12 protein-coding genes, 1 other RNA gene and 1 other annotated feature are annotated in these 12,265 nt (G+C 37.8%); of the genes, 3 read left to right on the top strand and 10 right to left on the bottom strand.

Features of this window, described 5'->3' with window-relative positions; genetic code table 11:
• Window positions 1-204: 204 nt before the first annotated feature.
• The 7 genes from AC4BHA_RS19035 to tadA all read right to left on the bottom strand — a co-directional run bounded on the left by AC4BHA_RS19035 (window position 205) and on the right by tadA (window position 4,407).
• A complete protein-coding gene (locus tag AC4BHA_RS19035) occupies window positions 205-471 on the bottom strand; it encodes a pro-sigmaK processing inhibitor BofA family protein (RefSeq protein ID WP_066103336.1) in 267 nt (88 codons plus the stop codon).
• A 78-nt stretch (window positions 472-549) separates the two neighbouring features.
• On the bottom strand, window positions 550-765 hold the full coding sequence (locus tag AC4BHA_RS19030) for a YaaL family protein (protein WP_066103333.1): 216 nt from the start codon (window positions 763-765) through the stop codon (window positions 550-552).
• A 21-nt stretch (window positions 766-786) separates the two neighbouring features.
• Entirely contained in the window at window positions 787-1,383 is a 597-nt protein-coding gene (recR, locus tag AC4BHA_RS19025; protein ID WP_066103328.1) for a recombination mediator RecR, read from the bottom strand.
• Between the two features lie 11 nt (window positions 1,384-1,394).
• Window positions 1,395-1,718: a YbaB/EbfC family nucleoid-associated protein gene (locus AC4BHA_RS19020; RefSeq protein WP_066103325.1), complete on the bottom strand. Its 324-nt coding sequence runs from the start codon at window positions 1,716-1,718 to the stop codon at window positions 1,395-1,397.
• A gap of 18 nt (window positions 1,719-1,736) precedes the next feature.
• Window positions 1,737-3,425: a DNA polymerase III subunit gamma/tau gene (gene dnaX, locus AC4BHA_RS19015; RefSeq protein WP_066103322.1), complete on the bottom strand. Its 1,689-nt coding sequence runs from the start codon at window positions 3,423-3,425 to the stop codon at window positions 1,737-1,739.
• A 128-nt stretch (window positions 3,426-3,553) separates the two neighbouring features.
• Window positions 3,554-3,818: signal recognition particle sRNA large type (ffs, locus tag AC4BHA_RS19010), an RNA gene on the bottom strand.
• Between the two features lie 91 nt (window positions 3,819-3,909).
• Complete coding sequence (gene tadA, locus AC4BHA_RS19005) at window positions 3,910-4,407, bottom strand: tRNA adenosine(34) deaminase TadA (RefSeq protein ID WP_066103321.1); 498 nt, start codon at window positions 4,405-4,407, stop codon at window positions 3,910-3,912.
• A gap of 143 nt (window positions 4,408-4,550) precedes the next feature.
• Between tadA and AC4BHA_RS19000 the strand changes: the two genes are divergently transcribed.
• Window positions 4,551-5,189, top strand: coding sequence for a deoxynucleoside kinase (locus tag AC4BHA_RS19000; RefSeq protein ID WP_066103319.1), 639 nt, complete (start codon window positions 4,551-4,553; stop codon window positions 5,187-5,189).
• Window positions 5,186-5,860 carry a deoxynucleoside kinase gene (locus tag AC4BHA_RS18995; RefSeq protein WP_066103316.1) on the top strand — a complete coding sequence of 225 codons (675 nt, stop codon included), beginning with the start codon at window positions 5,186-5,188 and terminating at the stop codon, window positions 5,858-5,860. Before AC4BHA_RS19000 ends, AC4BHA_RS18995 begins: the two co-directional genes overlap by 4 nt.
• A 499-nt stretch (window positions 5,861-6,359) precedes the next feature.
• Here AC4BHA_RS18995 and serS read toward each other — a convergent pair whose 3' ends face one another.
• The 3 genes from serS to guaB all read right to left on the bottom strand — a co-directional run bounded on the left by serS (window position 6,360) and on the right by guaB (window position 10,908).
• Complete coding sequence (gene serS, locus AC4BHA_RS18990) at window positions 6,360-7,640, bottom strand: serine--tRNA ligase (protein WP_066103313.1); 1,281 nt, start codon at window positions 7,638-7,640, stop codon at window positions 6,360-6,362.
• A 52-nt stretch (window positions 7,641-7,692) separates the two neighbouring features.
• Window positions 7,693-7,922: a binding site (T-box leader), on the bottom strand.
• A gap of 72 nt (window positions 7,923-7,994) precedes the next feature.
• Window positions 7,995-9,317, bottom strand: coding sequence for a serine hydrolase (locus AC4BHA_RS18985; protein ID WP_490559055.1), 1,323 nt, complete (start codon window positions 9,315-9,317; stop codon window positions 7,995-7,997).
• A gap of 124 nt (window positions 9,318-9,441) precedes the next feature.
• Window positions 9,442-10,908: an IMP dehydrogenase gene (guaB, locus tag AC4BHA_RS18980; protein WP_066103306.1), complete on the bottom strand. Its 1,467-nt coding sequence runs from the start codon at window positions 10,906-10,908 to the stop codon at window positions 9,442-9,444.
• Window positions 10,909-11,019: 111 nt separating this feature from the next.
• Between guaB and AC4BHA_RS18975 the strand changes: the two genes are divergently transcribed.
• Window positions 11,020-11,994: a YaaC family protein gene (locus tag AC4BHA_RS18975; protein WP_066103303.1), complete on the top strand. Its 975-nt coding sequence runs from the start codon at window positions 11,020-11,022 to the stop codon at window positions 11,992-11,994.
• The last annotated feature ends 271 nt before the right edge of the window (window positions 11,995-12,265 follow it).

The raw sequence follows: 12,265 nt of genomic DNA, 5'->3' as shown, positions 1-12,265 counted from the left end.
AGAACAATCTGTTTTGTTGTCGTTTTGGCGACTTAACTATCATATCAAGTTAGCAACCTTTTGTCAACAACTTTTTTATTTTTTCTTTATCGCTTGCTTCATGTTATTTACTGCAGCAGCGACGTTTATTAATATATCACTTACATATCTATATTGCAATACTTTTTTCAAAAAAAGTTAGACTGCTGATTGCAGCCTAACTTTTCAGGAGATAATCCATTTTTGAATCACTATTAAAGCTGCAACTCCAGGGAATCCTAAAATTCCAGATACAAGAGTAGTGGATGGATTAATCGGGATATGCATCCCATATTTTCCGCCTACTATATTAACAATATATAATATAACGGCTCCCATAATCAGCTTGACTGAAAAACGTCCCAGCATCCTTAATGGCTTAAAAGGTGTTCCAACTAGGAATAATAAAAGAATCATACCGACAACAACAGCAATAAATACACCATGTTCCAATTAAACCCCTCCCAAGTATTTGTTCATACTGTATGAGACAGGCCATTAAATTAGAACAATCATTTAGTGCTCAACACCCTATTTGACCGATATTTTCCGTTTCCGCGCTTCTTTAAATAAATAATAATACTTTAATTCACTCAACTTTGCTTGGGAGATTGTATCAAATGAAGGATCGTAACTCGTCTCGATAAGGCTTTTATGGTTAAACCAATTCACCTTCATCGTACCGATATCCTCCAGAAGCTTTTCATCAAATTCCTTGCGCAGCTTTCCTTTTCTACGAAACAACAAGGTATTTCCTCCTTACAATCGTTACAATTCTCTTCTACCCTCGATAGCTTTTGATAAGGTAACCTCATCTGCATATTCCAAGTCACCGCCAACTGGAAGACCGTGAGCAATACGAGTGACCTTTATACCAGTTGGTTTTAGTAGTCTGGAGATATACATAGCTGTTGCTTCTCCTTCAATATTAGGGTTTGTAGCCAGAATAACTTCCTTTACCGTTTCATCCTGCAATCTCTTCAATAGGCTTGGAATATTTATATCTTCGGGTCCTATTCCATCCATTGGAGAAATACTGCCGTGCAACACATGATAAAGTCCATTAAATTCTCTCATTTTCTCCATAGCAATTACATCTTTTGGTTCTTGTATGACACAAATAATAGATTTGTCTCGATAATTATCATCACAAATATAACAAGGATCTTTATCAGTAATATGACCACATACAGAACAATACATTAAATTTCTCTTTGCATTAACTAATGCTTTTGCAAAGTCCAGTACTGTGTCTTCCTTCATGTCCAAAACAAAAAATGCCAGTCTGGCGGCCGTTTTCGGGCCAATACCTGGCAATTTCATAAAACTGTCTATTAATTTGGATATCGGTTCAGGATAATGCATAATTTTTCTCCTTACATGAATCCTGGCGGTAAATTTAACCCTTTAGTGAATTGACCCATTGTGTTATTTGTCATTTCATCCACTTTTCTTAATGCGTCATTTGTAGCTGCAAGCACAAGGTCCTGCAACATTTCGATATCGTCAGGATCCACTACTTCTTCTTTGATTTTCACATCAACGATTTCTTTATGGCCTGTAGCTATAACTGTCACCATGCCTCCGCCAGCTGTACCTTCGATTCGTTTTTGACCAAGCTCTTCTTGAGCCTCCGCCATTTTCTTTTGCATTTTTTGCATTTGTTTCATCATATTTTGCATATTGCCCATTCCGCGCATATTGTTACCTCCATAAAATTAATCTTTTATTTCTAAAAGTTCATCGCCGAAAAGTTCTCTTGCTTTAAAAATCAGCGGATCTTCTGTTTCCTCATTTGTCTCTTGAGATTCCGGTTGGTCTTGTTTTTGAGTAGAAACAAACTCCTGGCGAATTTTATGCCAGCTTTCTTCCGGAATGCCAACAATATCGTATAGATTGCCTGTCACTTGCTGTAGTGTACCCTTTAAACCACTGATGAACTCCTGATTATTCATAGCCATTTGGCAATGAATTTCATATTTGAATTTTAACACAAAAGCATCATTAGAGGCAGCTACAGGTTCTGCATCATTTAATAATGCCGCCTGTGATTTTTTCAGCGATTCAAGCATTCCACCCCAATTGCTTTTTATCTTTAATAAATCGGGCTTGGTTGCTCTTTTTAATATATCGTTAACTCGTCCTACCGGCACTTTAAAGGATCGGTTTGTTGTTACTTTAGCCTTTTCTTTAGCAGGAGCTGAGTCTTTATTAATCGCAACTCCATTTTCACGTATGGTGTTTAACTGAGTTTCCAGTTGATTGATTTTATTCATTAGTTTTTGAATCGTGTCGTCTGTAACTGAACTCTTGCTGCTTTCCGGTTCACTTTGGCAAAGCTTTACCAACAAAACCTCCAAAAATATTCTAGGGTGACTGGACCACTTCATTTCCTGAATAGAACGATTCCATTGATCAATCCAAAAATGAAGTTGATCTGACGAAATGTTTTCAGCAAGTTCTTTAAAATCTTGATCTATATAAACTCTTTCCATTGAATCCTCGAGCTCTGGTGCCGCCTGAAATAGGAGCATGTCCCGAAAATACAGAATCATATCTTCAACAAAACGAATTGGATCTTTCCCTAAAGCTAGTAATTCCTGGAGTTGATTTAATGCTTCGGCTGTCTCTCTCTTATAGATTGCACTTACAATCTTAGTTAAAAAGGATTGTGAAACAGCTCCAGTAACGGTCAGTGCATCCTCTAATGTAATGTTGTCGGAACCAAATGATATGGCCTGGTCCAGCAAACTCAAGGCATCCCTCATACCGCCTTCTGCCGCTCTTGCGATAACCAATAATGCATTCTGATCGTATGAAATGCCGGTTTCAGTTAAGATTCTTTCCATCCTTCCGACAATATCCTGTGGAGTGATGCGTTTGAAATCGAAGCGTTGACATCTTGAAATAATAGTGAGAGGAATTTTATGTGGCTCGGTAGTAGCTAAAATGAATATAACATGAGCCGGTGGTTCTTCAAGTGTTTTCAGTAAAGCGTTGAAGGCCCCAGTTGACAACATATGGACTTCATCAATGATATACACTTTGTACTTAACCGATGAAGGCGCATATTTTACCTTATCACGTATATCTCTAATTTCTTCAACTCCATTATTGGAGGCTGCGTCAATTTCTAATACATCAGAGATCGAACCATCTGTTATACCCCTGCATGATGCACATTCATTACATGGCTCCTGAACTGGGGCATGCTCACAGTTAACTGCTTTCGCTAATATTTTCGCTGCACTTGTTTTACCTGTCCCACGTGGACCTGAAAAAAGGTAAGCATGGGATATTTTTTGGTGCAGCAGGGCATTTTGGAGCGTTTTAGTAACATGTTCCTGACCGATCACATCTTCAAAAGCCTGAGGACGCCAAACTCGGTATAATGCTTGATAACCCAATATTCCTGCCCCTTCCTTACATAATCCCTTATATTATATCGTAAATAGTGACATTTACAAACGGCAAAAATGCATAAAAAAAACCATTCTTTAAACGAATGGTTTTAATCTTTTTATGTAAATAACTGCCGTGCACCCTCCGTTGATAGATATCCATAAGCGGAACCAGTGCAGTTAGCTCAGTCCAGGCTGCCCTGCGGCACATGAGAGGTCTTACTTACTGCTGCTTCCTTCCGGACCTGACAGGGTTCATAAGTTCCCATTGCGCAGGACCCAGACGTCAACACCACTTACAAAGGTCAGACCCTACAGAGTACCTACCGAGGGAGGGAATTCCGTCTTGCTAGAGCGGATTGCAAGTACAGGACACCGCTACCTTCCCACCTAGCACGGCAAATTTGAAACCAATATTAGGCGTCTTTACTGACGCATAAATTAGTATACCTATAAATAAATAAAAATGCAATATCTTGAACCTGTAAATTCACCCATTGTTTTCCGACTGTCTATTTCTCTTTGCGAGTTTCTTCTTTTCCCTTAAATCTCTAAAAAAGGATGTTAATAAGTGACTGCACTCCTCTTCACATACCCCTGTAATTACCTCACATTGATGGTTAAAACGTGAATCATCGAGGAGATTCATAAATGTTCCCGCACAGCCTGCTTTTGGATCATTTGCACCATATACTACCCGATCAACACGAGACATCAAAATAGCACCGGCACACATCGGGCAAGGTTCCAATGTAACATATAGGGATGCCCCTTCAAGTCGCCATGTACCCAATTTCTCGCAAGCATTCTGGATTGCTAGAATTTCAGCATGGGCGGTAGCACTTTGATTCGTCTCTCTCAGATTATGCCCACGAGCAATGATCTTTCCATCTTTAACAATAACCGCTCCAATCGGAACTTCATTACTGTCTTGTGCAGCTTTTGCTTGTTCAATTGCTTCTTGCATAAAAAATTTATCATCATTCATTTTGCTAAAACCCCTTAAACAGTAGGATTATAAAAATATGGACTTTATTTATCAATATTATTTATAATGAATTCTTAAGTCTATATGGTACAATAATACTCGGTCTTTAGAAAAGAGTAACATAAAGGTAAGGAGGACCTCATATGAACCATACCCCATTTATTACTGTTGAAGGTCCCATTGGTGTGGGGAAAACTTCATTGGCGAAAGCAATAGCCAGCCATTTTCAATATAAGCTGCTAAAGGAAATAGTTGATGAAAATCCGTTTTTAGATAAATTCTATGATGATATTCAGGAATGGAGCTTTCAAACAGAAATGTTCTTCCTATGTAATCGTTATAAACAATTAGAGGATATTCAAGTAAAGTATATCCAAAATAATCAACCCGTCGTAGCAGATTATCATATCTTTAAAAATCTCATCTTTGCCCAAAGAACCATACAAGAGTCTCAATTCAGCAAGTACAAAGACATATACTCCATACTAACTATGGATATGCCAAGACCTAATATGGTCATTTATCTGGACGCAAGTATTGAAACGCTAATGCATCGAATTGCACTCCGCGGCAGAGAATTTGAGAAAAATATAAGTGAAAAATATTTAATGCAGTTATCAGAAGACTACGCTCAATTCATGAATGAATTTGAAGCAGCTCATCCTGATATCCCGGTACTTCGCTTTAATGGTGATGAAATGGACTTCATCCTAAGAAAAGAAGACCTGGATTTGATCTTAACGTCTGTATCTAATCAACTGCAAAAAGGAGTTTGTTCATGATTCTTCATCCTAAATATCAAATCCCTAAAAGTGCTGTTATTACTGTAGCCGGTACTGTCGGCGTTGGAAAATCTACATTAACAAAAGCATTAGCAGAAGAACTCGATTTTCGTACTTCCTTTGAAAAGGTAGATACTAATCCTTATCTTGACAGTTTTTATGCTGACTTTTCACGTTGGAGCTTCCATCTTCAAATCTATTTCTTAGCAGAACGCTATAAAGAGCAAAAACGTATTTTCGAATATGGCGGTGGTTTTATTCAAGACCGCTCTATTTATGAGGATACAGGCATCTTCGCAAAAATGCATTATGACAAAGGAACCATGAATCCAACAGATTATGAAACCTATACAAGTCTTTTTGAAGCTATGGTGATGACTCCATATTTTCCGCATCCAGATTTACTTATTTATCTGGAAGGCTCCCTGGATGATATTCTTAACCGTATTCAATTGCGCGGCAGAGAAATGGAGCAGCAAACTCCTGTAGAATATTGGGAGGAAATGCATGGAAGATATGAAAAGTGGATTAATTCCTTCAATGCTTGCCCAATATTGCGATTAAATATTAAAGATTATGATTTAGCTGAAGATCCAAATGCTGTTCACGATATTCTTGAACGTGTATCAGAACAAATTCAGCAATCTGGAAAATTGAAAAAGGTATTTTAAAAATATTACATTTTATACTACCTAGAAGGTTTGACCTATTAGGGCTGCTTAAAGGACCTGATTTCGCTATTCTTACTGGAATCAGGTCTTTAATTTTATCTTCATTGTCATTCTACTATTAGATATAGTCCGCCAGTTATTTCTCAAAATCCCTATCCTACGTGCTCTCCCCACCCACCTAAAACAGATTGAGCTATTCCTGCGCTTAAGGCTATATAACTTATTCGAATCCAATTAAATATATTTTGACCACTTCAATGCATTATCTCCTATTAAAAAATATCTATATAAACATCCCTTAAAAGGCAGATTAATGCCTAACTTTTAAGGAGCACTCATTTTTATATAAAAAGGGATATCCACATGCCAAACTTGGCGGATGTGGATATCCCTTTGTTAGTTATACTTATTATTTGGCGAAGGGATCGATTCCAACACAGTCCTTCAAATGGACTTTAGCACCCTTCCCCATATCAGCAGTTTGTGAATGCTCTTCATCTTAAGCTTTTGTGATAACTTTTTTTCCACCCATATAAGGTTGAAGAGCTTCTGGAATTAATACAGATCCATCTTCCTGCTGATAATTTTCAAGGATTGCAGCAACAGTACGTCCAATCGCTAGGCCAGATCCATTTAATGTGTGAACATGCTCAGGCTTAGCGTTTATATCTCTGCGGAAACGAATATTGGCACGACGAGCCTGGAAGGCTTCAAAATTACTGCAAGAAGAAATTTCACGATACGTCTCATAGCTTGGAATCCAAACTTCTAAATCATATTTTTTAGCTGCTGTGAAACCAAGATCTGCCGTACACATTTTTAACACACGGTATGGAAGCCCAAGCAATTGCAGAACTTTTTCCGCATGGCCTGTTAGTTTTTCCAATTCTTCATAAGAATCCTCTGGTCTTACAAATTTAACGAGCTCTACTTTGTTAAATTGATGCTGGCGAATTAATCCACGTGTATCACGACCTGCAGATCCTGCTTCAGATCGGAAACAAGCACTGTAAGCAGCATAGCTTATTGGCAGTTCATCACCAGATAGTATTTCATCGCGGTGATAGTTCGTAACTGGAACTTCAGCAGTAGGAACTAAGAAGTAATCCTCACTGTTAATTAAGAAAGCATCCTCTTCAAATTTAGGCAGCTGGCCCGTACCTGTCATGCTTGCACGATTAACTATGTAAGGCGGAAGCATTTCTGTATAACCATGTTCTTCAACGTGTAGATCTAACATAAAGCTTGCTAAAGCACGTTCAAGTCTTGCTCCTAATCCTTTGTAAAATACAAAGCGGCTTCCTGTAACTTTTCCAGCGCGTTCAAAATCAATGATTCCTAAATCAGCAGCTATCTCCCAGTGTGGCTTTGGCTCGAATCCAAAGTCTCTCACTTCTCCCCACTTTCGCGCCTCAACGTTTTCATCCTCAGAATCTCCGACAGGAACACTTTCATGCGGGATATTAGGGATAGTCATCATAATTGAATCCAGTTCTTCTTCAATTGTACGCAATTCCTGATCGAAGCCTTTTATTTTTTCGCCAACCTCACGCATTTCAATAATTAACGCATCGGCATCCTTTTTCTCTTTTTTCAGCATAGCAATTTGTTGGGAGACTTCATTTCTTCTGCTTTTTAACTGTTCAGTTTCAACAATTAATTCTCTGCGGCGTTTATCGAGATCCTCAAATTTATCTAGATCATTCAAATCTTCCCCACGGTGTTTTAGCTTTTCCTTAACTTCTTCAAGGTTTGCACGCAATAGTTTTACATCAAGCATACTAAATTCCTCCTTTTAAATTATTGTAAACAAACAAAAAACTCCCGTCCCTAAAAGGGACGGAAGTTTTATCCGCGTTGCCACCCTAGTTATAGGCATTTTATATAAATGCCTACCACCTCATAAGATAACGGCTTTTAAAACCGAGGATATTTATTCTCCTTTAAGATTTCGATATCCTGCTCCGAGATGGATTCATCAGACGATATCGCCAGTTTGCACCACCCACTGGCTCTCTTCAGATATGCTACTCTGATTACTGGTTCTCATCAACGCTATTCGTTTATTCATTTAATATTCTATTAACTATCATACACTCTTCGCGCAACTATATTCAATCATAAAAATAAAATTTTAGAATAAACCTTTAACTGCTCCAGTGATACTATCCCACATATCACCGAAGAAGCCTCCGATTGCTCTCATGGATAATACAAACCAGTTTGACTTTTCAACAGTTTCAGCAGCTACAACATCAACGCTGATATTCTTTTGCCCTTCCTCTGTTAAGAAGCCAAGATCACTCTTGTCGGATTCAAGAGTTAGATAACCAACCTTATCTCCTTTTTTCACTGGAGCCACCAGGTTGCCATCTTCATCAAGCTTGTCCTTATCTAATACTAGTTTAGTCTTAAGATTTTCCTTTTCGCCATTTTTTACAATAAGGTTAATTGCCTTGTTTGTCTCAATAGCTACAGACTTTTCTTTCCCTTTTGCAACAGGTAGTGTTTTTTGACCTTTTACTTGATATCCTTTTTCTACAATCTCCTCTGTGGAGAAGTTATTAAAAGCATAGTTAAGTATTTTTTCAGTTTCTGAAAAACGTGACATTTTACTGTCTGCTTTCATCACAACTGAGATATATCTTTTTCCATCTCTTTCAGCTGTTGCAGTGAAACAGTTGCCGGCGAATTCTGTAGAACCGGTCTTTAATCCATCTACACCATTATACTCTGCAATCAATCCTGGCAACATCCAGTTGAAATTTTTATATGTTTTGCCATCTTTAAATTTTAATTCTGGCTTTTTAGCAGTATCTATCATCTCAGGATAGTCTGTTACTAAATGATATGCCAACTTAGCAGTTGCACGTGCTGACATAAGATTTTCATCATTCTCTTCACCTGCAGGATGCTGGCCAAGCAGGCTTGAGTTATTTAAACCGGACGAGTTAACGAATTTATAGTCTTTCAAACCTAACTCTTCGGCTTTCTCATTCATTAATTTCACGAAATTCTTTTCAGTACCGCCAACCACTTGTGCGAGAGCTACTGTAGCAGCATTACCTGAGAATATGGCCATTGCCTCGTAAAGCTCTTTAACAGTATAAGTTTCACCTTGTGTCAAACCTATATTCGATAAACCTGGAGCTCCTGAGAGTTTATGTACATATTCGTCAATTGTAACAGTTTGATCCCACTTAATTTTCCCGTCTTCAATAGCTTCTAATACAAGATACTCTGTCATCATTTTTGACATGGATGCTACGCCAAGCACCTTATCAGAATTTTTTTCGTAAAGAATCTTTCCACTAGTCGCATCTATTAGTATTGCTGCCTCAGCACTCAGTCCTAGCTCGTCTTCGGCATATGCAGTAGTATTCGTGAATGGAAAAACAAATGTAACAAGTAATGTTAATACAGCAAGTAAAGAAGTTAATTGTTTTGCCTGTCTCAAGTATATCCCCCCTGATTATCAATGATTGTCGATTAAACACTTTTGTTATTGTATCATAAAAGGACTAAAAAAAATAGACAGAGTATAAAGATACTCTGCCACCTTTTCTTTAGTGCTTGATAACTTAGTTATAGGAATAGTTCGGTGCCTCTTTTGTAATTTGTACATCATGCGGATGACTTTCTTTTAATCCAGCTCCAGTCATTCTGACAAATTGTGAATTCTCTCTGAGCTCTTCTAAATCTTTCGTTCCGCAATAACCCATACCTGCACGAAGACCACCGATAAGCTGATAAATCGTATCAGCTAATGGACCTTTATAAGGAATTCTTCCTTCTATACCTTCAGGAACAAATTTCTTCGCATCTTCCTGGAAGTAACGATCCTTAGATCCTTTTTCCATTGCTGCTACTGAACCCATGCCTCTGTATACTTTAAATCTTCTGCCTTGGAAGATTTCAGTGTCTCCCGGACTTTCAGTCACTCCTGCTAATAAGCTGCCCAGCATAACGGCATGTCCGCCTGCTGCTAATGCTTTAGCAACATCACCAGAGTATTTAATACCACCATCTGCAATAATCGACTTACCGTGCTTTCTTGCTTCAGTTGCACAATCATAAATGGCAGTGATTTGTGGCACACCTACACCAGCAACGACCCGTGTTGTACAAATAGAACCAGGTCCAATACCTACTTTTACAATATCAGCTCCAGCCTCAATTAACGCTCTTGTACCCTCAGCAGTTGCAACGTTCCCTGCAATAATAGTCAACTCAGGGAATGTTTCTCTAATTTCACGTACCTTATCAAGTACACCCTTAGAGTGGCCGTGCGCTGTATCCAGTACAATCGCATCTACATCTGCGCTAACCAGCATCTCTACCCTTTTCATAGTATCAGATGTAACACCTACAGCAGCAGCTACAAGTAATCTTCCGTATTTGTCTTTTGCTGATCTTGGGAATTCAATTATTTTTTCAATATCTTTAATAGTGATTAAGCCTTGAAGTGTACCCTCTTCATCTACTAGAGGGAGCTTTTCAATTTTATATTGCTGTAGAATTTTCTGCGCCTCTTCTAGATTAGTTCCCACAGGAGCTGTTACCAAGTTTTCCTTTGTCATAACATCATCAATACGCATGGAGTAATCGCGAATAAAGCGCATATCACGGTTTGTTATAATACCTACCAATTTCTTTTCTTCCTTGTTGTTAACAATCGGAACACCAGATATTCTATATTTGCCCATTAAATGCTCCGCATCGTAAACCTGGTTTTCTGGAGTTAAGAAAAATGGCTTTGTTATGACACCATTTTCGGAACGCTTTACTTTATCAACCTGTTCAGCTTGTTGTTCAATAGACATGTTCTTATGAATAACACCCAGTCCGCCTTGTCTAGCCATTGCTATAGCCATCTCAGACTCAGTTACTGTATCCATACCCGCACTAATTATAGGAATGTTTAGGGCTAAGTTGTCTGCTAAACTCACCTTTAGTGATACATCCTTAGGTAACACTTCAGATTTACCTGGTATAAGTAATACATCATCAAAGGTTAAGCCTTCTTTGGAAAATTTATCTTTCCACATATTATGTCCTCCATTCCCAAAAAAATTTATTTGTAGATTAACAATTGGACAAACTACTGTCAAGGAAAAAGTAACTAGTTTAAATATTCAAACAATTAAAGAGGGGTAGTTATGTCCAAACAACAATATGATTATAATCATCTGTTCTCACCTTATTATTCAACAAACTACACACAGAAATACTTAAAAAACGCCTATAATAAATTAGGACTACTGAATGCTGATACATATAGTTACGATAACTGTAACAAATTTATATCTTATCTTGAGACTGGAATACTTTATTTTAAACAGTTGGATACTCTTCCTATTCAGCTAAAACCGCTTCTTTTATACTATGGATTTACTCATTTTTTAAAGGCATGTCTATTAGTTGTTGATCCGCTTTATCCGGAAACAACCGCTGTCTTATCTCATGGGGTATCCACAAGGAAAAAGAAAAAACAACAATACGAATTTCTTTTTGATGAAATTAAAATTCAGCGCCATGGATTATTTACTCACACAGCCGAGAAGATATATGGAATAAAGCAATTGGAGAACGAAAAAATAGCAATGATTGATATACTTCAGGAAATCCCTGAGCTTGGAATCCTTTTTAAAAGATTAAAAAATAAATGTACAAGTATTGAAGTTCTTTTTAACAAAGAACACACTGTAGTCCATCTACCGACTATCGTTTTGGATCAGTATAAAATGACCTCAGAACGTTTTAAGGACTTTCTTAACTCCAAGTGGGAGCTACCTATACAGGAAATACATCAGGATGGAGAGAAGAGATTGCATCTGCATTTTAAAAAAGCATACCTTCCGATACTTGGGGATGTACCTTTTAGATTTAATATACATTCGGACACATTCCATCTTTCCTTACAAAAAGAAGGATTAGCCTCTACCTTACCAGATCTGTTAATACTTTATTTACTATTGTATAACCTCAGTATGATTTCCCGATATGAAACGGAGTGGTGGTCAGACTTATTTAAGGAGATGCCCTTTTATGATCTTCCCTTTATCAATAGCTTACTGAGTATAGCTGAAATTAAAATCCCATTCTTGATATCGGAGTGGTTAGATTGTATATAGAGAATGTCTAATAAATAGGTCAGTGTGGCAATGCAAAGGGTTTGATAGTTAGGAATTAAGTAAAAATCGTTTATGCCATGTTTCCCTTTCTATTCCCTGCATCCGTCCAATATGGATCATACACACCTTTCTGCTATTTCTCATAACACTCGGTACCTTCTTCTCAACAAACGTTCGAAGGTATCCTTCAGTCTTAAAAACAACACAAAAAAACCAGCTCATCAACTGAACTGGTTTCTTAAATTGCCCGGCAACGTCCTACTCTCACAGG

Source organism: Pradoshia sp. Z3_51, assembly GCF_058215915.1.
Note: the sequence above shows the minus strand (reverse complement) of the source record. Positions and strands in the feature narration are given on the sequence as shown.

Excerpts from the sequence above, each read along its gene's own strand:
- recR (WP_066103328.1), bottom strand. The coding sequence starts at position 1,383 with ATGCATTATCCTGAACCGATATCCAAATTAATAGACAGTTTTATGAAA.
- AC4BHA_RS19020 (WP_066103325.1), bottom strand. The coding sequence starts at position 1,718 with ATGCGCGGAATGGGCAATATGCAAAATATGATGAAACAAATGCAAAAA.
- tadA (WP_066103321.1), bottom strand. The coding sequence starts at position 4,407 with ATGAATGATGATAAATTTTTTATGCAAGAAGCAATTGAACAAGCAAAA.
- AC4BHA_RS19000 (WP_066103319.1), top strand. The coding sequence starts at position 4,551 with ATGAACCATACCCCATTTATTACTGTTGAAGGTCCCATTGGTGTGGGG.
- AC4BHA_RS18995 (WP_066103316.1), top strand. The coding sequence starts at position 5,186 with ATGATTCTTCATCCTAAATATCAAATCCCTAAAAGTGCTGTTATTACT.
- serS (WP_066103313.1), bottom strand. The coding sequence starts at position 7,640 with ATGCTTGATGTAAAACTATTGCGTGCAAACCTTGAAGAAGTTAAGGAA.
- guaB (WP_066103306.1), bottom strand. The coding sequence starts at position 10,908 with ATGTGGAAAGATAAATTTTCCAAAGAAGGCTTAACCTTTGATGATGTA.
- AC4BHA_RS18975 (WP_066103303.1), top strand. The coding sequence starts at position 11,020 with ATGTCCAAACAACAATATGATTATAATCATCTGTTCTCACCTTATTAT.